The organism is Streptomyces sp. NPDC043685, assembly GCF_056436585.1.
Window position 1 is genome coordinate 325,545 of record NZ_JBWKCH010000004.1, and the last position, 21,748, is coordinate 347,292.

At 74.8% G+C, this 21,748-nt stretch carries 25 protein-coding genes; 13 read left to right on the forward strand and 12 right to left on the reverse strand.

Annotation, left to right across the window (positions count from 1 at the left end; translation table 11 throughout):
- Nucleotides 1-49: 49 nt before the first annotated feature.
- Nucleotides 50-982 (reverse strand): NAD(P)-dependent oxidoreductase, encoded by a 933-nt coding sequence (locus AC0665_RS14955; RefSeq protein ID WP_478705128.1) that lies wholly within the window; start codon nucleotides 980-982, stop codon nucleotides 50-52.
- Between the two features lie 62 nt (nucleotides 983-1,044).
- Here AC0665_RS14955 and AC0665_RS14960 point away from each other — a divergent pair, with 62 nt between their 5' ends.
- From AC0665_RS14960 to AC0665_RS14990, 7 genes are all read left to right on the forward strand, one after another.
- A complete protein-coding gene (locus AC0665_RS14960; protein ID WP_468408265.1) occupies nucleotides 1,045-1,395 on the forward strand; it encodes a winged helix-turn-helix transcriptional regulator in 351 nt (116 codons plus the stop codon).
- Between the two features lie 140 nt (nucleotides 1,396-1,535).
- Nucleotides 1,536-2,174: an ankyrin repeat domain-containing protein gene (locus AC0665_RS14965; RefSeq protein WP_468408263.1), complete on the forward strand. Its 639-nt coding sequence runs from the start codon at nucleotides 1,536-1,538 to the stop codon at nucleotides 2,172-2,174.
- A gap of 281 nt (nucleotides 2,175-2,455) precedes the next feature.
- Entirely contained in the window at nucleotides 2,456-2,731 is a 276-nt protein-coding gene (locus tag AC0665_RS14970; RefSeq protein ID WP_478705129.1) for a hypothetical protein, read from the forward strand.
- Between the two features lie 441 nt (nucleotides 2,732-3,172).
- Complete coding sequence (locus AC0665_RS14975) at nucleotides 3,173-3,547, forward strand: sortase-dependent protein (RefSeq protein ID WP_468408259.1); 375 nt, start codon at nucleotides 3,173-3,175, stop codon at nucleotides 3,545-3,547.
- Nucleotides 3,544-4,185 carry a class F sortase gene (locus tag AC0665_RS14980; protein WP_468408257.1) on the forward strand — a complete coding sequence of 214 codons (642 nt, stop codon included), beginning with the start codon at nucleotides 3,544-3,546 and terminating at the stop codon, nucleotides 4,183-4,185. The genes AC0665_RS14975 and AC0665_RS14980 overlap by 4 nt, the downstream gene beginning before the upstream one ends.
- The gene (locus tag AC0665_RS14985) at nucleotides 4,182-4,673 is read left to right on the forward strand and encodes an RNA polymerase sigma factor (protein WP_478603207.1); all 492 of its coding nucleotides are present in this window, start codon (nucleotides 4,182-4,184) and stop codon (nucleotides 4,671-4,673) included. The genes AC0665_RS14980 and AC0665_RS14985 overlap by 4 nt, the downstream gene beginning before the upstream one ends.
- Entirely contained in the window at nucleotides 4,657-5,181 is a 525-nt protein-coding gene (locus tag AC0665_RS14990) for a hypothetical protein (RefSeq protein ID WP_478508356.1), read from the forward strand. Before AC0665_RS14985 ends, AC0665_RS14990 begins: the two co-directional genes overlap by 17 nt.
- 22 nt (nucleotides 5,182-5,203) lie before the next feature.
- Here AC0665_RS14990 and AC0665_RS14995 read toward each other — a convergent pair whose 3' ends face one another.
- The gene (locus AC0665_RS14995) at nucleotides 5,204-6,184 is read right to left on the reverse strand and encodes a cytochrome c oxidase assembly protein (RefSeq protein ID WP_478603205.1); all 981 of its coding nucleotides are present in this window, start codon (nucleotides 6,182-6,184) and stop codon (nucleotides 5,204-5,206) included.
- 313 nt (nucleotides 6,185-6,497) lie between these two features.
- Between AC0665_RS14995 and AC0665_RS15000 the strand changes: the two genes are divergently transcribed.
- Nucleotides 6,498-7,406: a putative RNA methyltransferase gene (locus AC0665_RS15000; protein WP_478705130.1), complete on the forward strand. Its 909-nt coding sequence runs from the start codon at nucleotides 6,498-6,500 to the stop codon at nucleotides 7,404-7,406.
- Here AC0665_RS15000 and AC0665_RS15005 read toward each other — a convergent pair.
- The 5 genes from AC0665_RS15005 to AC0665_RS15025 all read right to left on the reverse strand — a co-directional run bounded on the left by AC0665_RS15005 (nucleotide 7,372) and on the right by AC0665_RS15025 (nucleotide 12,122).
- Nucleotides 7,372-8,070: a DUF4328 domain-containing protein gene (locus AC0665_RS15005; RefSeq protein ID WP_478705131.1), complete on the reverse strand. Its 699-nt coding sequence runs from the start codon at nucleotides 8,068-8,070 to the stop codon at nucleotides 7,372-7,374. The genes AC0665_RS15000 and AC0665_RS15005 overlap by 35 nt on opposite strands.
- A gap of 34 nt (nucleotides 8,071-8,104) precedes the next feature.
- Nucleotides 8,105-8,467, reverse strand: coding sequence for a DUF952 domain-containing protein (locus AC0665_RS15010; RefSeq protein ID WP_468408249.1), 363 nt, complete (start codon nucleotides 8,465-8,467; stop codon nucleotides 8,105-8,107).
- Nucleotides 8,464-9,426: a class A beta-lactamase gene (bla, locus tag AC0665_RS15015; protein ID WP_478705132.1), complete on the reverse strand. Its 963-nt coding sequence runs from the start codon at nucleotides 9,424-9,426 to the stop codon at nucleotides 8,464-8,466. The genes AC0665_RS15010 and bla overlap by 4 nt, the downstream gene beginning before the upstream one ends.
- Before the next feature lie 76 nt (nucleotides 9,427-9,502).
- On the reverse strand, nucleotides 9,503-10,051 hold the full coding sequence (locus AC0665_RS15020) for a tellurite resistance TerB family protein (protein ID WP_468408245.1): 549 nt from the start codon (nucleotides 10,049-10,051) through the stop codon (nucleotides 9,503-9,505).
- Nucleotides 10,052-10,202: 151 nt separating this feature from the next.
- Nucleotides 10,203-12,122 (reverse strand): hypothetical protein, encoded by a 1,920-nt coding sequence (locus AC0665_RS15025; RefSeq protein WP_478705133.1) that lies wholly within the window; start codon nucleotides 12,120-12,122, stop codon nucleotides 10,203-10,205.
- 310 nt (nucleotides 12,123-12,432) lie between these two features.
- On the opposite strand from AC0665_RS15025, the gene AC0665_RS15030 reads away from it, so the two are divergent.
- Complete coding sequence (locus AC0665_RS15030; RefSeq protein ID WP_468634721.1) at nucleotides 12,433-12,795, forward strand: DUF1304 domain-containing protein; 363 nt, start codon at nucleotides 12,433-12,435, stop codon at nucleotides 12,793-12,795.
- 1 nt (nucleotide 12,796) lies between these two features.
- On the opposite strand, the gene AC0665_RS15035 is transcribed toward AC0665_RS15030, so the two are convergent.
- Nucleotides 12,797-13,210 (reverse strand): DUF5994 family protein, encoded by a 414-nt coding sequence (locus AC0665_RS15035; RefSeq protein ID WP_468408239.1) that lies wholly within the window; start codon nucleotides 13,208-13,210, stop codon nucleotides 12,797-12,799.
- Nucleotides 13,211-13,472: 262 nt separating this feature from the next.
- On the opposite strand from AC0665_RS15035, the gene AC0665_RS15040 reads away from it, so the two are divergent.
- Nucleotides 13,473-13,847: a DUF6479 family protein gene (locus AC0665_RS15040; RefSeq protein WP_363117363.1), complete on the forward strand. Its 375-nt coding sequence runs from the start codon at nucleotides 13,473-13,475 to the stop codon at nucleotides 13,845-13,847.
- Nucleotides 13,844-14,371: a hypothetical protein gene (locus AC0665_RS15045; protein ID WP_478705134.1), complete on the forward strand. Its 528-nt coding sequence runs from the start codon at nucleotides 13,844-13,846 to the stop codon at nucleotides 14,369-14,371. Before AC0665_RS15040 ends, AC0665_RS15045 begins: the two co-directional genes overlap by 4 nt.
- Here AC0665_RS15045 and AC0665_RS15050 read toward each other — a convergent pair.
- Entirely contained in the window at nucleotides 14,365-15,102 is a 738-nt protein-coding gene (locus tag AC0665_RS15050) for an Ig-like domain-containing protein (RefSeq protein WP_478705135.1), read from the reverse strand. The genes AC0665_RS15045 and AC0665_RS15050 overlap by 7 nt on opposite strands.
- A gap of 140 nt (nucleotides 15,103-15,242) precedes the next feature.
- Nucleotides 15,243-16,904 (reverse strand): glycoside hydrolase family 13 protein, encoded by a 1,662-nt coding sequence (locus AC0665_RS15055; protein ID WP_363117360.1) that lies wholly within the window; start codon nucleotides 16,902-16,904, stop codon nucleotides 15,243-15,245.
- 316 nt (nucleotides 16,905-17,220) lie between these two features.
- On the opposite strand from AC0665_RS15055, the gene AC0665_RS15060 reads away from it, so the two are divergent.
- Nucleotides 17,221-18,165: an LAETG motif-containing sortase-dependent surface protein gene (locus tag AC0665_RS15060; RefSeq protein ID WP_468408231.1), complete on the forward strand. Its 945-nt coding sequence runs from the start codon at nucleotides 17,221-17,223 to the stop codon at nucleotides 18,163-18,165.
- A 297-nt stretch (nucleotides 18,166-18,462) separates the two neighbouring features.
- On the opposite strand, the gene AC0665_RS15065 is transcribed toward AC0665_RS15060, so the two are convergent.
- Complete coding sequence (locus AC0665_RS15065; protein WP_478705136.1) at nucleotides 18,463-19,437, reverse strand: nucleoside hydrolase; 975 nt, start codon at nucleotides 19,435-19,437, stop codon at nucleotides 18,463-18,465.
- A 345-nt stretch (nucleotides 19,438-19,782) separates the two neighbouring features.
- On the opposite strand from AC0665_RS15065, the gene AC0665_RS15070 reads away from it, so the two are divergent.
- Complete coding sequence (locus tag AC0665_RS15070; RefSeq protein WP_363117357.1) at nucleotides 19,783-20,328, forward strand: pyridoxamine 5'-phosphate oxidase family protein; 546 nt, start codon at nucleotides 19,783-19,785, stop codon at nucleotides 20,326-20,328.
- A gap of 30 nt (nucleotides 20,329-20,358) precedes the next feature.
- On the opposite strand, the gene thrS is transcribed toward AC0665_RS15070, so the two are convergent.
- Complete coding sequence (gene thrS / locus AC0665_RS15075) at nucleotides 20,359-21,579, reverse strand: threonine--tRNA ligase (protein WP_468408227.1); 1,221 nt, start codon at nucleotides 21,577-21,579, stop codon at nucleotides 20,359-20,361.
- Between the last annotated feature and the right edge of the window lie 169 nt (nucleotides 21,580-21,748).

Consider the following 21,748-nt stretch of genomic DNA (forward strand, 5'->3'; position numbering starts at 1 on the left):
AGGGCCTCCACCTCAGCGCGGCACTCACGGACCGGCGAACGGACGGACGTCACCGTCGCCCGAGGAACTCCGCCACGCGGATGAAACCGTCCTGCCCGTGCCCCCGTCCGATGGCGCGCCGGGCCATGCCCTCCGCCGCGCGCATGACGCCGGCGTCGATGCCGTGCGACTCGGAGACGTGGACGATGTGGGACATCGACGAAGCGGCCGAGACGAGCGGGTTGCCCTCGCCGGAGTAGGTGCCCGCGTCGGCGTCCGCGGCGGTTCCCGCGAACACCGGCGGGAGGATCGCGCCGATGCCCTGGGCGAAGGGCGCCAGTTCGGTCGCCGTGATGCCCTCGGCCCGGGCCACCGCCAGGGCGTGCGCGTAGCCCGCCATCGCGGTCCAGAAGATGTCGAGCAGGGCGATGTCATAGGCCGCGGCCCGGCCCGGATCCTCGCCGAGACGGGTGTGGGTGCCGCCCAACGCCGCCCGGACCCGGGACAGTTCGCCGTACAAGTCCTCGGGCCCGCTGTACAGGAAGACCGCCTCGGGCGTACCGATGGTGGTGGTCGGGGTCATGATCGCGCCGTCCAGGTAACGGACACCGTGGGCGGCGGCCCAGGCCGCGGCGTCACGGGCCCGGGCGGGGGTGTCGGCGGTCAGGTTCACGACCGTACGGCCCTTGAGGGCGGACGCGACCTCGTCCTGGCGCAGCACCGCGTCGGCGGCGTCGTAGTTCACCACGCAGACGACGGTCACCTCACTCGCCGCCACCGCTTCGGCCGCCGACGCCGCGCCCACCGCACCACGGTCGAGGAGCGCACCGTCCCGGCCAGGGGTGCGGTTCCACACGGTGGTGCGCAGGCCCGCGTCGACGAGCGCGCCGGCCAGGGCCCGGCCCATCGGGCCCAGACCGAGGACGGTGACCGTGGCGGCCGGCTGAGCGGGGGACGGTCGGCCGGAATGCGCCGGGACCGGGGAAGCGCTGTACGAAGACATCATCAACTCCTGTGAGGGACAAGATGGATGGACAAGGCAATGAGTGACGAAAGGGGGCGGGTATGACGCGTCGGCGTCAGGATCCGGACGTCTGCGGGGTGACCGCCGCGATCGCCGTGATCGACGGCAAGTGGAAGACGGCCCTGCTCTGGCTGCTGGAGTCGGGCCCGCACCGCCCGGCGGAGCTGCGCCGGCGGCTGCCGGGCCTCTCCGAGAAGGTGCTGACCGAGGCCTTGCGGGAGATGGCCGCGGACGGGCTCGTGCACCGCGAGGCGCACGACGTGCTGCCGCCGAAGACGGTCTACTCCCTGACCGCGTTCGGCCGTGAACTCACCGAGGTGCTGGAGCCGTTGTCCGACTGGGGCCACCGTCGCCTGGAGAAGCTGGCCGAGGCCACCCGGCCGGCCTCCTGACGCGACTGCCTCCTTTGCCTCTTCCGCATCCTGCGCCGCACCGGCCGCCCGACACCAGGTTCGCCCGGCACCGGCGCACTGCCAAGTCCCCACAAAAAGGTGGGTACTCCGGCCCGTTCCGGGTCGGTTAGCGTGACGGCGTGATCAGGCTGCTGCAATGGGACGGGCTCACCGACCGCGCGTGCTTCAACGACTGGTACCGGGACGAGCGTGACCGGTTCGCGGACATGGCACGCGACGCCGACTGGAACCGTCTCTTCGAGACGCTGGGAGAGCGGCCGGAGTGGGTCAACGTGCCCCGGCCCGGCAACCGCAGCGGCTTCTCCCCGCTGCACCAGGCGGCCTGGCACGGCGCGGACTTCGCGGTCGTGTCCCGGCTGATCGCACACGGCGCCTGGCGCACCCAGCGCACCCGGGACGGCCGCCGCCCCGTCGACATCGCCCGCGAACGGGGCCACACGCACCTGCTCGACCTCCTCGAACCGGTGACCGTACGGCCCCTGCCCGACCCGGCGGACGCGCTGGAGCAGCGCGTCCACGCCCTGATGCGGGAGACGACCGGCCGGTGCTTCGAGGAGATCGAACACCTGCTGCCGCCGCTGGCCCCCCTCACGGAAGGGCTCGACGTGCGGGTCGTGTTCACCGTGGTCGGCATGATGGGCGGCTTCCGCTACCACCTCGAAGAGGACCACGTGCATGTGCACGCCAGCTCCCGCATGGACGCCGACGACGGGGACCACTACCGGGTGACACCGGAGGGCTGGACCAAGGCCAGGTAGTCGCGCCGCGGCTCAAGTAGCCTGCCCGGGGCGGGCATTCAGCCGCGTGAGCCCGTACGACCCGAGAGAGGGGCCTCTCGCATGGCCGAGCTGTACCCCGCCATCGAGCCGTACGGGCACGGCATGCTCGACGTCGGCGACGGCAACCGCGTCTGCTGGCCGACCCCGACCCGGCCGTCCGGGAGCGGGCGGCGCGGGAGTGGTGCCGGTGGGAGGACACGCACGTCTCCACCCTGCCGGGCCACCGGCCCGACCCGCGATTCGAGGACCCGCTCTTCCGGATGCGCTTCGCCCGGCTCGTCACGCACTACTGGCGGCACGCCGCCTTCCTGGAGGACGGGGCGCTCCTGCGCGACGCCGGAAAGCTGGCCGGCATCCCCGGTGTGATGATCCACGGCCGGATGGACATCAGCAGTCCTCCGGACATCGCCTGGCACCTGACCCGGGTGTGGCCGGACGCGGAGCTCGTCCTGATCGACGACGAGGGGCACGGCCTGTCGGGAACGTCCACGACGACGGCTGTCCTGGCGGCGACGGACCGGTTCCGGACGACGTAGCACCGGCACCGAACCTCGGGCGTCCGCCGTGTCGTCCGCAGGGCGCGCCCGTCCCCGGACGCTCATTCCGGACGACCGCACCGCCCACCCCCGTCCAAGGACAGCAACCGGGCGAACCGGCCCGGCCTGCCTTGGTTCGACGCCGTCCGGGTCACCCGGGACGAGAGCCGCACCCTGGCCGGCGCGATCGGCGCGTACGTGGCCGTCGCCCGGCGCTCCGGCTCCCCCTGATACCCGGGCGCGATGACGAACAAGTCGTCGAGGACCCTCGCGCTGCCGCTGTCCTTCCTCGGCGGCGGCACGTACACGGCGACCGTCTTCCGGCACCCGTGCGGCGACTTTGCCATCCCTTTACAACCCGCCGGGTCCCCGCCTCGTCTCTCCGCACGATCTGTCACCAGCCCGCCGACCGTCGGGCGGACGACGAAGGAGTGCGATTCCATGCGCCGAACTGTCCTGAGCACCCTGGCCCTGGCGGGCACCGCCGTACTGCTGGGCACGGGGTCCGCTTTCGCGGACGGGCCGACGACCCCTAGCCCGGTCCCGTCGGCCGCCTCGCCCACCGCCATGCCCGAGGAGAGCGCCGAGCCGACCCGGGCGCCCGAACCGGCCCGCCCGCCGGCCGAGGACGAGCCGACCCGGGCGCCCGCCGAGGACCAGGTCTCCCTCCGGCCGAGCGGCGCGCCCGACACCGGTGTGACGGCGTCCCGGGACTCGGGCTCAAGCGGCACGGCGATCGGCGCGGGCGCCGCCGCGGTGCTCGCCCTGGGCGGTGGCACCGTCTTCGTCGTGCGCCGCCGGGCGACCGGGGCGTGAGCCTCTCCAGGCGCGCCTTCACGGCCGGGGTGCCGGCGTCCCTGCTGACGGCGTGCGGGGGTCACGGAACCACCGGTCACACCACCACCGGCCCCGACGCCACCGCGCATCGGCCGAGGACCACTGCCGGGCCGGTGCCGGTCGACGGCGCACGCCCCCTGGCTCGTTCGGTCCCGGTCCGGCTCCTGATCCCGGTCATCGGCGTCGACACCCCGGTGGTCCGGCTGGGTCTGGCGGCCGACGGCACGGTGCAGGTGCCGCCGGTCACGGATCACGACCGGGCGGGCTGGTACCGGCACTCGCCGACCCCCGGCGAGACCGGCCCGTCGGTGCTCCTCGGCCATGTCACGGTCGGTCCGTACGGTGACGGCGTCTTCCGTCACCTCGCCCGGCTGCACCGCGGCGACCGGATCGAGGCGCGCCTGGAGAACGGCACGACGGCTGAGTTCGCCGTCACGGCCGTACGGACCGTCCCGAAAACCGACTTCCCGGCGGACGACGTCTACGGGAACGTGGGCCGCCCCGAGCTGCGGCTGATCACGTGCGGCGGGGCGCGGACCGGAGACGGCTACGCGGACAACGTGATCGTGTTCGCGGCGCTGAGCGGCGCGAACTCCCCCACCCCTGGAGAGCGTTGAAACGGTCCCGTGAGAAGGCAGCGTCCGAGCTGTTCGCCGCCCTCTACCCGCGCCTGGCCGGCTGGTGCCGCCGGCTCGTCGACGACGACGGGACGGCCCACGAGATCGCTTCGGAGGCGTTCACCCGGCTCTGGGCCCGCTGGACGTCCGTGGAGGAGCCGCGCGGGTTCCTCTACGTCACCGCGGCCAATCTCGTGCGCGACCACTGGCGCAAACTGGAGCGCGAGCGCCGGGCCCTGCACCGCGTCACCTCGGAGGTTGCCGTACGCCCTCCCGACGAGCAGGCCGACCCGTCTGTGCGGCTGCTCGTGCAGTCGCTGCCGGAACGACTGCGCGTCCCGATCCTCCTCCACTACTACGCTGACATGCCGATCCGGGAGGTGTCCGCACTGACCGGGCGCAAGGAAGGCACCGTCAAGGCCGATCTGCACGCGGCCCGGGAACTGCTCCGCGTCCACCTGAGGAGAAGCCTTGACCACACGTCTTGACGGCGACCCCGGTGAGCCGGAGTACGCCCCCGACGACCCGCTCGCCGTGATCCTTCGCCCCTCCTCCCCCGACTACCTGGGTGCTCCCGCCGGCCAGTACGAGGCGATCCGCCGTCGTGCGAACCGTCGCCGCCTGCTGCGTGGTGCGGCCGGGGCGGGCCTGTGCTGCGTCGCGGCGGCCCTCATCGCGCTCCCTCTGCGCCACACCGCGGCCGAGCACCCCCCGACCCCGACGATCCCGATGGCCCCGCCCACCACGAGGCCGGCGCCGGCCACCGACTCGGCGCCCCCCACCTCCGTGCCGTCCCCGTCCGCTTCCGACTCGCGGCCCTCGTCCCCGGGCACCGCCGCCCCCCGCACGAGCAGGCCCGGCACCCCCGCGCCCGAGGAGGCGACCGGCCCGACGGAGCCGTCCCGCGCCCCGTCGGCCACCCCCACCTCGATACGCCCCGTCCCGTCGGCGGCCCGCCCGGGCACGGACCGGGAGGCGGTGCCGGACAGCCGCTGACCGGCACCGGCACCGGCCCGGGTCAGTCCCCCGGCCCCTGCCGCCGCATCCGCTCCGCCACCTCGCCCGCTTCGGTCTCCCACCAGGGCCGGACCAGTTCGGCGGGTCCCTCCGCGGTGGCCGTGGGCACGAGTTCGCCGTCGAGACGCCGGTCCAGCACGGCCGTCTGGGCGCGCTCGGCCCGCACCCACTGCGCCAGGACCGCCAGCAGGAAGGGAAGGGCGACCAGTTCGGCGATGCCCAGCATGGCTCCGCCGCCCAGCTGCTGGTCGTGCCGGACATCGGACCCGGGCGGGGCGTGGTGCAGGTACCAGGCGCCGGCGATCAGGGTGCCGTGCGTCATGACCACCAGTCCCGGGAGCGCGTCGACGACCCCGTCCAGGAAGACCAGGGCCGCCCGCACGGGGTGGGTGCACCAGGCGGGCAGGGCCTCCTCACCGGTGAGCACGGGAAGGACGAACAGGCAGCCGGCCGCCAGCAGGTGGAGATACATCAGCTCGTGCAGCCAGCCGACCCGCAGCGCGGTGGCGAAGTACGGCGTGAAGTAGACGGTCAGTTCGGTGGCCAGCACCAGGACCGTGCTGACGAGCGGGAACGTCAGCACCCTGAGCAGCCGGCCGGTCAGCGCCCGCCGCACCCGGTCCGCGCCGCGCTCCGGCAGCGCCCGCACCGCCAGCCGCAGCGGGTCGCCGAGGGCGAGGCCCAGCGGCGCGAGCAGATCGAGCCCCACGTTCTGCACGGCCGCCGGCCAGAACAACTCACGGTCGTAGACGGCGAGGCCGGACATCGTGGCCACGACGATCGTCCCGAGCCCGAGCAGGACGAACGCGGCGAGACGCGCCGGCGGCCACGAGCCGCCCCTGCCGCGCACCCGGACCACCCCCCAGGCGTAGAGCCCACCCAGCACGGCGACGAGCAGCAGCGCCGGGACGTCCGGCCGCCACGACCCCAGCAGTCGCCCGAGGGTCGGGTCCGGAAGGTACACAGCCGACAGTTCGCTCACCGGCGGACGATAACTCCCGAAGTTAAGGAGAGGGGCGGCAGGTGGCACGGCCCGCCAGACCCGGGGGCGTTCAGGCCGTCCACGGCGGCGGCTAGCCTTGCCGTATGGCCCTGGCATGCAACGCCCTGCCGCACTGCTTCCTCTGACGCCGCGGTGAGGAGGGCGACGTGACTGCGTCACGTCGCCCTCCTCGGCGTCCCCGCACCCCGGCCGCCGGTGCACGGCGGCCGGCTGCGCGGCGCTGACGTCTCACCGTCCGCCACGCGCGCGGTGTGCCCGCTTCCCGGTGTGCGCCGCGTTCCGAGGAGCACCCATGCCGTCCGACCGACTTCTGTCCGTCCTGACCTGCCCGCTGTGCCCGGCCGGCCTCCACCGCACCGGCGGAGCCCTGCGCTGCGCCGGCCGCCACACCTTCGACATCGCCCGCCACGGCTACGTCAGCCTGCTGACCGGCCACCGGCGCGCCCCGAGCGCCGACTCCGCCGAGATGGTCCGCAGCCGCGCCGCGTTCCTCGGCGCCGGGCACTACGACCCGCTGGCCCGCACCCTGGCGGGGCTCGCCACCGAACTGGCCCCGCCCGACGCCACCGTCCTGGACGCCGGGGCGGGCACCGGCCACTACCTCGCGGCCGTCCTGGACGCCCTCCCCCGGGCCCTCGGCCTGGGACTGGACAGCTCCGTCCCCGCCCTGCGCGCGGCGGCCCGCGCCCACGCCCGTGCGGAGGCCGCCGGCTGGGACGTCTGGCAGCCGTGGCCGGTCCGCACCGGCTGCGCCGACCTCGTCCTGAACGTCTTCGCCCCCCGCAACGGACCCGAGTTCCACCGGGTCCTCGCCCCCTCCGGCGCCCTGCTGGTCGTCACCCCCACGGCCCGGCATCTGCGCGAACTGCGCGCCTCCACGGGGCTGCTGGCCGTGGACCCCGGGAAGGAGGAGCGCCTTCGCCGGACCCTGGCCGAGCATTTCCGGCACGAGCGCGCCGAGACGCTGGAGTACGCGATGAGTCTCACGGCCGGGGAGGTCACCGGTCTGGTGACCATGAGCCCGGCGGCCCGCCACGTCGATCCCGCCGCGCTGCGCGGCCGGGTCGCGCAGTGGGCGGCACCGGTGCGGGTGACCGCCTCGTTCGTGGTGTCGGTCTACCGGCCTCGCCGAGGCCGGACCGACGGCCGCGAGCGGCCTGAGCGGCCTAAGCGGCCTGGGCGGCCCGGGCGGCCTCGGTGAGCTCGTCCAGGCGCCGCTGCTGGGCCGTCGTGAGCGTGTGGATCATGAGGGCCGCGGCCCCGGCCGCGGCCACGACCACCAGGTCGGCGGCGAGCAGGGGCAGCACTCCGTCGTAGGCGCGGGCGATGACCTCGTCGGTGTCGTCGGCGTAGATCAGCCCCACGCCGCCGGCCAGACCGGCCAGCCACAGGCCCCACCACCAGTTCACGACGGCGGGCAGCGGCCGCTCGGGGAAGACCGAGCGGTGCACGTCCGCGACGAGCCCCCGGGGTATCCACAGGTTCACCACGGGCACGACCCAGCCCAGCCAGAGCCAGACGTAGGCGTAGCGCGGCTCCGCGCCCGACAGGGCCCTGGCGTTGTCCCGCATGCGGTCAAGCCAGAACAGGAACGCGATGGCGCAGACGGCCGTGACGGCACCGCCCACGGAGTCGACCAGGTGGTAGGAGTCCTCCAGGGCGTTCAACGGGCGGTGCTCGCCGCCGCCCTGGTCGGGCAGGCCGGACGCCGGCATCCCGGCCGTGGCGAGCCGGAGGTGCCAGACCGCCCGGACCACCCAGGACAGCGCGGCCAGGGCGAGGGCCACGACGGCGCACCGGGCCACCGCCCGGACGGGACGCGGGGCGGGGACGGGGCCAGTGGGGTGGGACTTCTGTTCGATCACCCCGTCATCCTGCCGGACGCCCGCTCCGGCCCCGTCACCCTGCCGGACGCAGCTCCGCCGGCCGGCCGTCCGCGTCGAACCGCACCTCCAGGACCTGGTCGACGGCGTCCCGGTCGAGGGGGCCGAACACGTGCGGGAACAGGGTGTCCCCGCTGACGCCGGGCGGCGGGGCGGGGGCCGCCGCCTCCCACTCCACCCTGGCGGTGAGCCGTGCCTCGTCGAGGGCGAGCACGAGCAGGGGCCGGGGAGCGTCCCGGTAGAAGGCGTCGACGACGGCCAGGGTGGTCGCCTCGTCCGGGGAGCAGTGCACGAAGCCCTCCTCGGCGAGGGAGGCCGGGGCGTACGCCGGGCCCGGGGCGGTGCTCCAGACGGTGAGCGGAACGACGTGATAGATCATGGCCCCGTTATAGACGCCGACGGGAGGCCCGGGAGCCTCAGGGCGGCGACGGTCCGCCGGGTCGTCTCGGCGATCAGGGCGTCCGACGGCTCGGTGCCGCGGCCGGGCCGGTCGGTCATGACGGCCAGGACCAGCGGCTCGGTCCGGGGCGGGTGGACGATCGCGATGTCGTTGGCCCGGCCGTAGTGGCCCGTCCCGGTCTTGTCGGCCACCTTCCAGCCCTCGGGGAGCCCGGCCCGGATACGGCGGGCGCCGACGTCGGTGGCGTTGCGCGAGAGCCAGTCCATCAGGAGCCGGCGTTCCCGGGCGGGCAGGGCGGTGCCCAGGAGGAGCGTCCGGAAGTCGCCGGCGATCGCCTGCGGGGTCGTGGTGTCGGCGGGGTCGCCCGGCGGCACGTCGTGCAGGTCGGGCTCGTAGTGGTCCATGCGGCTCGTGGTGTCGCCGAGCCGGCGCAGATAGGCGGTGAGCCCGGCGGGGCCGCCGATGTCGCGCATCAGGAGGTTGCCCGCCGTGCCGTCGCTGTGGCGGACCGCGGCGTCACAGAGCTCGCGGAGGGTCATCCCGGTCGCAAGGTGCCGGCCCGTGACCGGGGCGGTGGAGCGCAGGTCGGCCTCGGTGTAGGTGACGCGGCGGTCCAGGCCGCCCGGGGAGCGGTGGTGCAGGACCGCCGCCGCCGCGAGTGCCTTGAACGTCGAGCAGAACGCGAAGCGCTCCCCGGCGCGGTGGACGACGGTGGCACCGGTGCCGGTGGCGAGGGCGTGGACGCCGACGCGGGCGCCGTACGCGCGCTCCAGGTCGTCCAGCCGGAGGTGGCGGACCGGTGATGCGCCGGAGGGTGCCGGGGTGTGCCGCCGCGCGCGGTCGGCGGGGTGGTCGCCGGTGCCGCAGGCGGTGAGCGGGAGCAGGACCGAGGCGGCCAGGAGGGCACGGCGGGAGCGGGCTTCCCGGTCGGCGGTCATGGCGGGGCTCCTGTCACGGGGCGCGCCGGGGCCGGGCTCTCGTCGCTGCGGACAGGAGCCCGGTCCGGCTCGGCGGTCAGAGCTGGAACTCGGCCGGGGGCACTCCCAGTGCCGCGCAGGCCTCACGCAGGACCGTGGCCTCGGCCTGGGAGAAGTGGCCGTCGGCACCGGCGATGACCATGCCCGTCTGGATCACGGCCCTGGCCTCGGTGGGCTTCTTGGCGGCCTTGGTGATCTCCTGCATGGCCTCCGCCTTGCCGAGCTGGAAGTTGGCGGTCAGCTGGTCCACATGCTTGTGGAAACGCGTGCGCAGCTGCTCCGGCGGGAAGTTCTGCAGCACGTCGTTGCCGAGGATCATCGACTCGACCTGCTGGCGCTCGGCCGGGTCCACGTGCCCGTCGGCCGCCGCGACCAGGGCACACATCGCCATGCTCGCGTCCCGGTACGCACCGCTCTTCAACTCGTTCTTCAGCGAGCCGAGCTGCGTCTTCAGCAGACCGACCAGCTGGGCCTTGCTGCCGCCGGACCTGGTCGCGCCACCGTGCCCGCCGGTCGTCGCGCTCCGCCCGCCCTGCCCCTGCTGGAGAGCCTTGGCCTGGTCCTTGAGCCGGTCCCACACTGCCATTGACGCCACCTCGGTACTAGTCGGCCACACCTGCCCGCTCACGCGCGCACACCCCACCAACGCCCGGCCCCCGGGCAAAGGTTCCGCAAAGCGCGACGGCAGACGGCCCGCACCCGGAAACCGGGTACGGGCCGTCGCGGTGTGCCGGACGTCAGGCGTCGTCGCGGGAGCGCGGCCTCAGGCGCGGCGCGAGACGGAAGGCCGCGAAGCCCACCGCCGCCAGGGCCGCGGCCACCGCGAGGAGGACGCCGGTGCCCCCCGCGCCGGTGGAGGCGAGGCTGCCGCCGCCGAGGTCCGTCGACGTACCGCCCGTGGTCGAGGTGCCGCCGCCGGTCGTGCCGGAGGTGGCGTCACCGGCCGTCGGGCTCGGCTCGGCGGAGGGGCTCGGGTCGGCCGTGGGGCTCGGGGACGGGGAGCCGGACTCGTCGCCGGGACCGGGCTCCTCGGTGCCGCCGTCACCGGGGACGACCTCGACCGCGAACTGGGTCATGGCGTCACCGACGGACGCGGCCACGGTGTAGGTGCCCGTGCCCTCACCGGCGGTCAGGGCCGGGGCCTTCGCCCGGCCCGAGGCGTCGGTCTTCACGCGGACGACCCGGTCCTCGCCCTCGAAGCGGGGCGCGTCCTCGCCGGTGTCCTCGACGCGGAACTCCACCTCGGTCCCGGCCGGTGCCGTCGCGCCCGCCTTGACCACCCTGGCCACCAGCGCGTCGGCGAAGTCCTGCCCCTGCTCGGCCTTCTGCCCGTCGCCGCCGGCGATGCTCACGGTGTACGGCGACTCCTTGACCTGCACGGTGAAGACCGTCTCCGCGCCGAGGGTCTTCGCCCGGACGGTGAACCGGCCCTCCCCCCGGCCGCTCAGGTTGATGAAGGGGCTCTGCGCACGGCCCTTGGCGTCGGTCGCGACGACGGCCTTGACGTCGTCGGGGCCGTCGGTGAGGTCGAAGACCGGCTTCACACCGTCCGGGTCGTCGATCGTGAATGTCACCGAGGCGTCCGCGACCGGCTTGCCGTCCTTGTCCCGGGCCGCCACGGCCAGTGGCTTGAAGCCGCCGCCCGGCTGGGTCGTCACGTCGGTGCCGGAGACCTGGACCAGCCGGTCGACCGCCGGGGACTGCCGCCACTGCAGGACGATCCGGCCCGGGCCGCCGGGCGCGTTGACGCCGCCCCCGGCCACCCCGGAGTCGATCGGGTTGCCGGAGGAGGCCCAGAAGGGGTCGGTCTTCTCCGGCGGCGTGGTGCCGTTGCCGACGACCAGCCGGACGTCGTCCACCCGGGCCGGCTCGGCGAAGCTGGAACCGCCGCCACCGCTGCCGGTGGTGGGGTCGTTGCCGGTGGTCGAGCCGGTCTCGGCGCCCGTGCCGCCGCCCCCGCCCGCGTAACCGGCGCCGCCGCCGCCACCGCCGTGGCGGCCCGCGCCGCCGGCGCCTCCGGCCCCGCCCTTGGCGTGGTCGGCGCCCGCGGCGCCGTTTCCGGTCCCCGCGCCGCCCTTCGCTCCGGTGGCGCCCTTGCCGCCGCGGCCCGTCTCGGAGGCGTCCTGACCCGACTCGCCACCGGCGGCGCCCGCCCGGCCGTGGGCCATGTCGCCGCCCCCGCCGCCACCGCCCCCGCCGCCACCGCCCGCGACGATCAGCGCCGCGCCGCCGCTCGTGCGGATCGCGCTGCTGCTGCCGCCGCGCTCGGCGTCGTTGCCGCCCTTGCCGCCGAGGGCGTCACCGGCGTTCGGCCCGGCGACGGCCACGCTCAGCGTCTCGCCCGGGCTGACCTTCACGGTGCCGGCGACGAAACCGCCCGCGCCGCCGCTCGTCATGGAGTTGCCGGCGCCGCCCTCTCCCCAGGCCCGGACGTCCAGGCCCGTCACTCCGGACGGCACCGTGAACTCCTGCTTCGCCGTCGCCGGGTCGAACAGCTGGCAGCCGGAGAAGCCCTCCGTCGGCGTGCAGGCCTTCCCGGCGAGCACCACGCTGCCGGCGGCCGTCGCGGCGCTCGCGCCCGTCAGGGCGGTGCCCGCGGTCAGCGCCACGAAGGTCAGGGCCGCGGCGCCGCGGCGGAACGCGGCGCGGCGTGGCACGGCGGAACCGTGATGCATCAAGAAAACTCCCCCACTCGTCACGAGCTCCCCCCCAGGGAGCCATGAAGTGCTCGATCCAGAATCGAACATGACAGTGCGACAGCTGATCAAACCTCGGACACCGGGTCAACCGAGAATGGTCGGTTCCGGACAAGCGGGAGGGCCGGTCCCGGCTCCCGAGCGGCACACGCGGGGACGCGACGGCCGGGTCCGGCCCTCCTCTGGCCGCAATCTGCCATCCGGGGCGGCGGGCCGCCTCCCGGGAGGGCCCGAACGTGGAAGGCCCGGGGCGGCCTGTGATGATGAGCGCATGTCGACCGTCGCCACGCTCGCGGTGCTGGCCCTCGCCGCGCTCCACGCCTACATCCTGGTGCTGGAGATGTTCCTGTGGACCACGCCGCGGGCCCGGGCCGCCTTCGGCACCACCGCCGCCTTCGCCGCAGAGACGAAGGCCCTGGCGGCCAACCAGGGCCTCTACAACGGCTTCCTCGCCGCCGGACTGGTGTGGGGCGCGGTGGCGCCCGACCCGGTGGGCTTCCAGGTGTCGGTGTTCTTCCTCGTCTGCGTGGCGATCGCCGGGGTCTACGGCGCCGCGACCGCCAGCCGGAAGATCCTCTTCGTCCAGACCGTCCCGGCGCTGGCCGCCCTGGTCCTGGTGCTGCTCGCGCGCTGAGTCACACGCCCTCGGTGACGGCCCGGTCCATGAGCCGGACCGCCTCCGCCCGCGCGGTCGCGGGCGGCACCACCAGCAGGTCCCAGCGGCCGCGGCCGGGGGCGAGCAGGCAGACGGTGTGCGGGGCGGTCGGCGAGTCCGTAAAGCCCACGTGCACCTCCTCGCCCGCGACCACCAGCCGCTCCGGGCAGACCGGCCAGGTGTCCCCGTTGACCAGGACGCTGCTGATCCGGCCCCAGGCGTCCGGCAGTCCGCCGAGCAGCCCGGGCAGTTCGGCGGCCAGGTCGTACGAGCGGGGCCACCACGCCCCGTCGATGCGACGGGCGGTGCGGTCCTGGGGCCGCTGGTCCGCGAGCCGTAGGCGGACCTCGGACGGCGCGGGGGCGGACGGCGGGGGCGAAGGGGCGGACGTCATGGTGGGGCTCCTGCTGCAGATGGGGTGCGGGCCAGGAGGTGGCGAGGCCGCGAGCCCGGTGGGGGAGGTCCTGGAAGTGCCTGGAGCGCCGGGGGCGGGACCGGTTCGGCCACCGGTTGCGGCATACCCCCGGTTCCTCCACCGTACCCCGCGCCGCCCGTGAGGCCGCCGTGAGTCCGCTGTCGGCATGGAGCGGTTTGCCCGGGTTTTACGCTGGGGCATTCCGGGCGCTTTATGGCATTCCGTCGGTGATACTTGGGGCATGAATACGGCAACGTATGCAGAACTGGCGGCGTCGTCAGATCACGCGGTCGCCGTGACCATCGCGTTCGTCGGCGGGCTCATCGTGGCCTGCGCGCTGATCTGGGCCGTACGGGTCGGGATGCGCGTCATGGACACGGACACCCATCACCCCGCCCCGGAGGAACAGCCGCACCTGCCGGACACCGGGCCGGTCCGCGAGACGCGGGAGATGCGGGAGCCCGACGACGTGCCGGTCGTGGCGCGCGACGGGCAGCGGCTCATGCCCCATGAGCTCCACCGCGCGAGCACCAGGACCGGAAAGGACCAGACGCCGCGCCGCTGGTCGCCCGGATCCAGCGGATCCTTCGGCGGCGGCGGGCTCGGACGCACATGACGCCGGGGCCCCCGCGGACGCGGGCAGGCGGCACGGCTGACCGCCGCCGCGGGCGCCGGGCGACGGCAGGGGCGGCCGCGGCGCTGGCCCTGTCCGCGGTGCTCGCGGGATGCAGCGGTGACGACAGCCCCGCGGACACCGTGCGCAAGGCGGAGTCCGCGGTGGGGTCGATCGCCTCGGAGGCCGGCGAGGCGGTGGAGTCCGCCTCGGCCGAGGCCCGCGAGCGGCTCGACGACATCCAGGGCGGCACCGACGTCAAGGGCGACGTGACGACCGGCCCGCCCGTCACCGGGTCCGACGGCCGGGTCCGTACGGAGGTCACCGCCCGCAACACCGACGACGCGTCCCGGTCCTTCGCCGTCCAGGTCACCTTCCGGGACGCCGGGGGACGACTGGCCGACACGGTCATCGTCACGGTCGACCACGTGCAACCCGGGCACTCCGCCACGGCCACCGCCCGCAGCACCCACGACCTCTCCTCCGGCCCCGTGCGCACGGAAGTGACCCGGGCCGTCCGCTACTGACCCCGAGGGGCCGGCCGGTCCGCCGCGACCGAGATGTCGATCTGTTCGCTCATCGCGCTCACCCCGTTCAGGGTGGCGACCGCCTGGAGGCGGTTGGGGCCCGCCGGGAGGCCGGGGCCCGGGACGCAGGTCCAGGCGCCGTCGGCCGTCGCGGTGGTCGCGCAGGCCTCCTGGTCGTCCTTGTCGCGCACGGTGACCTGGGCGCCCGGGTGGGCCGTGCCGGAGATCTCCGGCCGGCCCGCCAGCGGCACACCGGACAGGGGGCGGGACAGCGCCGGTGCGGCCAGGCCGACGGTCACGGCACACCGGCCCACGGCCCGCGGCACGCCCCGGGCGTCGGTGACGCGCAGGGCGCAGCCGCGCAGCCGGGTGCCCGGGACGGCGTCCGCCGGTACCGCCAGCACGAAGGGGAACACCCGGTCCGGCCCGGCCGCCTCCCCGGTGATCGTGTACGTCGCGCTGCGTCCGTCGGCGGCGACCGCGCCGCGGCCGCCGGACGTGCCGGGCCGCGTGCCGGTCACCCGGGCGCCCCGGGGCGCGGTCAGTCTCAGCGTCGCGCCCACGGCCGTCTCCGGGACGCCCGCGATCTCGACGATGCCCTCCCGGCCGGGGACGACGGTCGCGGCACCCCACAGCCCGCCGTCCCGGGCCGCCGCGGGTGCCCCGGGGAGCGCGAGCACCCCCGCCACGACGGCTCCCGCCACGGCCGTGGTCTTCCTGTACCTGTTCATCGGGCGGGGCTCCCTGTGCTGCGGACGTCGACGGCACCGTGCCTGCGATTCTCCGGTCCGCCCCGCCCGGCGGCGCGTGCGCGTGGGCCGTGCGGGTGGCGGGGCGGCAGGCGCACCGGCCCCGCCTGCCGCCCGGGTGGCTAACGCCCGAGCCACGCCGTCGTGTCCGGGCCGAGCCGGCCGTCCTCCAGGGGCGCGCTGGTCAGCAGAACCTCACCGGCCGGCAGTTCGACCGGCGCGCCGGACAGGTTGGTGACACACCGCCAGCCCTCACCGCGGTCGAACCGGAGCACGCCGTCCGGGGCGTCCGCCGCCCAGGTCAGCTCCTCGCCGTCGAGGAGTTTGCGGCGCAGCCGCAGGGCCGTGCGGTACAGCTCCAGGGTGGAGCCCTCGACCCCGTCCTGGGCCTCGACGGCGTAGGCGGCGAAGCCGGGCGGCTGGGGCAGCCAGGCACCGCCGGGCCCGAAGCCGTACGAGGGTCCGGCCGTGGTCCAGGGCAGGGGGACGCGGCAGCCGTCGCGGCCCTTGCGGACGTGGCCGGTCTGCTCCCAGATCGGGTCCTGGAGCACCTCGGTGGGCAGGTCGGCGACCTCGGGCAGGCCGAGTTCCTCGCCCTGGTAGACGTAGGCCGAGCCGGGCAGCGCCAGCATCAGCAAGGTGGCCGCCCGGGCCCGGCGCAGTCCGGCCGCCTCGTCGACCGCCGGGGCGTGGCCGCCGGAGACCAGCCAGGCGTTGAGGTCGGTGCCGGGCGGCAGCATCAGGCGGGAGGCGTGGCGGATCACGTCGTGGTTGGACAGCACCCAGGTGGCCGAGGCGCCCGCGGCCCGGGCGGTGGCGAGCGAGTCCGTGATGACCTGCCGGAGCTCGTCCGCGTCCCAACCGGCCTCCAGGTACTCGAAGTTGAAGGCCTGGCCCAGTTCGTCCGGGCGGGCGTACAGGGCGCGTCGGGCGCCGGGCACCCACGCCTCGGCGACGGCCATGCGGGGCGGGCGGTAGGCGTCGAGGATCTTGCGCCAGTCGCGGTAGATCTCGTGCACCTCGTCGCGGTCGTAGAAGGGGTGCGTGCCGGGCGGCAGGGCGGTGAGCCCCTCCTCGCGGCTCAGTTCGGGACGGCCGAGGTCGCGCAGGGGTTCGCTGAGGTCCTTGACGAGGGCGTGGGCGACGTCGATGCGGAAGCCGTCGACGCCGCGGTCGGACCAGAAGCGCAGGGTGGTGCGGTAGTCGGCGCGGACCTCCTGGTTCTCCCAGTTGAGGTCGGGCTGCTCGGGGGCGAACAGGTGCAGGTACCACTGCCCGTCGGGCACCCGCTGCCACGCGCTGCCGCCGAAGACGGACTGCCAGTCGGTGGGCGGGAGCTCCCCGTGCTCGCCGCGGCCGTCGCGGAAGACGTAGCGGTCGCGGGCCGCCGAGCCGGGCCCGGCGTACAGGGCCTCCTGGAACCAGGCGTGCCGGTGCGAGGAGTGGTTGGGCACGATGTCGACGATGACCTTCAGGCCGAGGCGGTGGGCCTCGGCGACCAGCGCGTCGAAGTCGTCGAGGGTGCCAAGACGCGGGTCGACGTCCCGGGGGTCGGCGACGTCGTAACCGCCGTCGGCGAGCTCGGAGGGGTAGAAGGGGCTCAGCCACAGGGCGTCCACGCCCAGGGCGGACAGGTGACCGAGGCGGCGGGTGATGCCGCGCAGGTCGCCGAGTCCGTCGCCGTCGGCGTCGGCGAAGCTGCGGGGGTAGATCTGGTAGACGACGGCCTGACGCCACCAGTTCGGATCCCGGGACGACAGGTCGAGGGTGGAGCGATCGGTCACGCGGTCTCCTTAGAAGGGCATGTGGGCGACAGCGTTAAATCTGTCCAGAATGCCGGAAAAAGGAACCATCGCGTTGATCGGAGTGATCCATTCCTGCTGTGACGAAAGTGTGATGGCGGCACAACTTCCTTTGCATCACCGCAGGTTGACAGCGTGCTGCGGCGCCGCCACGATGGGGGCTCACTGAGGCGCATGTGACCAATGAGCCCAGTGTTTCTCAGACACTCACCCCCCGGTGCGGCCCCGGCAGCCGCGCGCCGCGCGCTGCCCGCATGCCGTCACCCGGGTTCTGCAGACGCCAAGAAATGGGATCCGCATGTCCATAGCGAGACGTGTCACCGCGCGCCGCCTGCTGGGGACGGGCGCCGCGGCCCTCGCCCTCTGCGCCGCCTCCGCCACCACCGCGTTCGCCCACGGTACGCCCGGCGGCGACGGCTGGTCGTCCGGTGGCAGCTACAAGCCCGGCACGGGCGCGGGCACGGAGACCGGGACCGATCGCTGCCAGTTCTCGCTCGACGGCACGAACTTCTACGACTCGGTCAAGGTCGACGACCAGAACCTGAAGCCGACCGAGGACGGCAAGGTCCACATCAAGGTGCGTACCGCCGGTGACGCGGCCACCTGCACGGCCTCCCTCGCCTCCTACCTCGCCCACGGCGCGACGTTCGCGACCTCCGGCGAGCAGATCTTCGTCGACTTCGACACCGTGACGGTCAAGCCGGGCGTCACCGAGTCGCTCGACATCGCCATCCCGGACAAGGGCTGCTTCGGGCAGATCGACCTCTACCGGGGCGCGGTGAAGTTCGACGGAGAGCTCGACGCGAAGGACGGCTTCGAGCACGGCGAGCTGCCCAAGGGCCCGGACCGCCCGGTCATCAAGGACAAGCTGATCGCGGCCTGGAACGGCGGCACGAAGGAGTGCACCACCCCGCCGCCGGCGGAGCCCCCCGCCTCCACGCCGCCCGCCTCCACGCCGCCCGCGTCCCCGTCCGAGCCGGCCGAGGAGACCACGCCTCCGGCGTCCCCGTCCGAGCCGGCCGAGCCCTCGACGCCGCCGTCCTCCGACACGGACACGCCCACCCCGAGCGCCTCCGAGTCGACGCCCGTGGCGCCCAAGCCGAACGGCGGTGGCGGTGACCTCGCCGAGACCGGCGCCGACAGCAGCACCGGCCCGATCGCCTTCGGCGCGGCGGCCCTGCTGGCGGGCGGCGCGGCCCTCGTCGTCGCGACCCGCCGCCGCGCGGCGAAGCGCGGCGCGTAGCACGCCCTGACCCGAAGAGCAGCGCCCGGTGTGCCGCCGTCCGGCGGCGGCGGCACACCGGGCGTTCTCATGCCCACGCGGCCGGACCACCGCGGCCATGTCGCCCGGCGGGCTCGCCATGTCGCCCGGCAGACTCGCGGTCTCGCCCGGCGGCGGGTCGCGCACGACGGCCCTCGGCGTCACGAACTCCGCGCCCCGGCGACCGCCGCCGTCGCCCTCATCGTCGCCGTCGCGGCCAGGGGGCTCACGGCGGCGTCCCACCGCACCACCGTCGGCGGCCTCCGCACGGCCGGTGGATCACGCCTCGACGGTCGACAGGTACAGCTTCACGTAGCGCTCGACCTCCACGTCCAACGCGACGTCCACCAGGGTCTGTTCGCGCGTGCCCTCGTGGAGTTCCGACTCACCGGGCCGGGCGCGCCGGTCGACGATCGTCATGCCGCGGGTCGGTCCGGGTGCCAGGGAGACCTCCACCGGGAGGCGGTGGGTCGTCAGGCCCTCCGGATCGGCGACCGCGCATACCGCCCCCGCGTCCCCGAGACCGCCGGCCGTCTCGGAGGGGTCGTCGGGGCGGCTGTCCGGACGGGCGGGACGGTGGGCGAGCAGTTCCCCGGCCAGCCGCGCCCCCGGCTCGCCGCTCGCGCGCAGCCGCCGCACATCCGCCGCGGGCACCACGACCCGCGTGAACACGTCCAGGCCGTACATCGTGATCGGCACCCCGGCGGTGAGCAGGATCGCGGCCGCCTCAGGATCGTGCCAGACGTTGAACTCCGCGACGGGCGTGGCGTTCCCGACGGCCGCCGCGCCGCCCATGAAGACGATCCGCTCGATGTTGCGGACCACCTCCGGATGCGTCCGCAGGAGCAGCGCGATGTTCGTGAGCGGGGCCATCGGGATCAGGGTCACCGGGCGCGGGGAGGCGAGGATCTCCCGGCGCAGCAGCGTCACCGCGTCGACGTCGGCGGGCCCGCGCGTGGGCTCCGGCAGGCCCAGATCGCCCATGCCGTCGTGGCCGTGCACGTGCCGCGCCGACCGGGGCGCCTCGATCAGCGGCCGCTCGGCGCCCCGGGCCACGGGGATCTCGGGGGCGCCCGCCTGTTCCAGCACCGTCAGGGTGTTGCGGACGACGCCGTCCACGTCCGTGTTCCCGGCCACGCAGGTGATCGCCCGCACGTCGAGCGCCGGGTGCCGGACGGCGAACAGCAGGGCGAGGGCGTCGTCGACGCCGGTGTCGCAGTCGATGATGACCGGGATGCGCGGGCCGTCCGTCACGGCGGGACTCCTTCCATCGGTTCCCCCGAGAACCTTCCTGGCAGCGACCCTACGGCCTGTGCGACGGCCCGTTCCGGCGGCGTGGGTCCGCGACCGCCGTATCGCGGGGCCTCCGTTTCGCGGGACCGCCGTATCGCGGGACCGCCGTATCGTCACGACGCCCGTGTCCGGCGCCGGCTTCCGGCCGGTCGTGCCGCGGGCGCCGAGCCGGTCGCCCGCCGCTCCGCCGGACGGGCCCGTGCCGTTCCCCGGATCCCGCCCGCCGGCGACCCGAACGGACGCGGCGATGAGTGCGGCCCCGGCGGCCGGTCGTTACCCGTGGAAGGACGAGGAAGGAGTACCGCCATGCCCGCACAGCGACCGACGACCGAACTCGACGCCCGCTACAGCTCCGCGCTCAACCCCCGCCCGGGTGCCTCGCAGGTCACCGCCACCGCCTGGCCCGAGGCGCAACGCCACCTGGAGAACGCGGAGATCTTCTGGGTGTCCACGGTGCGGCCCGACGGCCGGCTGCACGTCACGCCCTGCATCGCCGCCTGGCACGACGGGGTGCTGTACTTCTCGACCGGCCGCCTGGAGCAGAAGGCGAAGAACCTCGCCCACGACGCCCACTGCGCCCTGACCACCGGGTCGAACTCGCTCACCGAGGGGTTCGACGTGGTGGTCCAGGGCACGGCCGAGCCGGTCGCCGACCGTGCGCTGCTGGAGGAGGTGATCACGGCCTACGAGACGAAGTACGGGCCGCACATCACCTCCCCCGAGGGCACCTTCCACGGCATCGGGGACGCCTTCCGCGGCGGCGAGGCGGTGGTGTTCGCGGTGGCCCCGGACACGGCGTACGGCTTCGGCCGGGACGACGGGGTCTACAGCCACACGCGCTGGACCTTCTGACCCCGTCGCGAGCCGGGTGGACCCGTCGTCCTACGACGGGTCCCACAGCGCGGTGCCGCGGGCCGCCACGCGGTCCGCGACGCGGCGCAGCAGCTCGGCGCCGGGCAGGGCGTCCGGCCGGCTGCCGTCGCGCAGGCGGGGGGCCACGAGGCCGGCGGCGGCCTCCCGGCCGCCGATCACGGCCTGGTACGGCACCAGCCGGCCCGCGCGGATCCGGGCGGCGAGGGTGCCCTGCTCGGGCCCGCTGACCTCGGCGCGCAGACCGAGCTCGCGGGCCCGGCCGGCCAGGGCGTGAGCCGCATCGGCCTGCTCGTCCCCCACCGGCAGGACGGCCAGCTGCCGGGGTGCCAGCCACGGCGGGAAGGCGCCGCCGTGCTGCTCGACGAGGTGGGCGACCGCACGCTCCACGCTGCCGATGACGCTGCGGTGCACCATGACCGGGCGGTGTTTCGCCCCGTCGGGACCGATGTAGTGCAGATCGAAGCGCTCGGGCTGGTGGAAGTCGATCTGGACGGTGGAGAGGGTGGCCTCCCGGCCCGCCGGATCGGTGATCTGGACATCGATCTTGGGGCCGTAGAAGGCCGCCTCGCCCTCGGCGGCCTCGTAGGCGAGACCGGAGCCGTCCAGGACCTCCCGCAGCAGGTCGGTCGCCCGCCGCCACAGCTCCGGGTCGGCCACGTACTTGCCGCCCTCCCCGGGCAGGGACAGCCGGTACCGGGTGGCGCGGATGCCGAGGTCCGCGTAGGCGCGGCCGATCAGCTCCAGCGCGGCCCGGGCCTCCTCGACGGCCTGCTCCAGGGTGCAGAAGATGTGCGCGTCGTTGAGGGTGATGGCCCGCACCCGGGTCAGACCGCCGAGCACACCGGACAGCTCCGAGCGGTACATGCCGCCCAGCTCGGCCATGCGCAGGGGCAGTTCGCGGTAGCTGTGGGAGCGGGAGCGGTAGATCAGGGCGTGGTGGGGGCAGAGGCTGGGGCGCAGCAGGACCTGCTCGGCGCCCACGTCCATCGGCGGGAACATGTCGTCGCCGTAGTGGTCCCAGTGCCCCGAGATCTCGTACAGCTCGCGTTTGCCGAGGACGGGCGAGTACACGTGCCGGTAGCCGGCCCGGCGTTCCGCGTCGCGGATGTACTCCTCCAGGGTGTGCCGCACGATCGCGCCGTCGGGCAGCCAGTACGGCAGCCCCGCGCCCATCAGCGGGTCGGTGTCGAACAGGTCCAGTTCACGGCCGAGTCGGCGGTGGTCGTGCACGGTGGGCTCCTCGGGATCTTGAGGCGAGCACCGCGCGACGAAGCCCCGGGGCACTCGCCCCGGGGCTTCGGACATCTGGGTCAGCTGTCAGCGCGCCGGGACACTCTCCGGCGTCGTCGTCGAGGACGGGTACGGCTGGGCGCGCTGCATGGGGGCGACGTTAACAGGG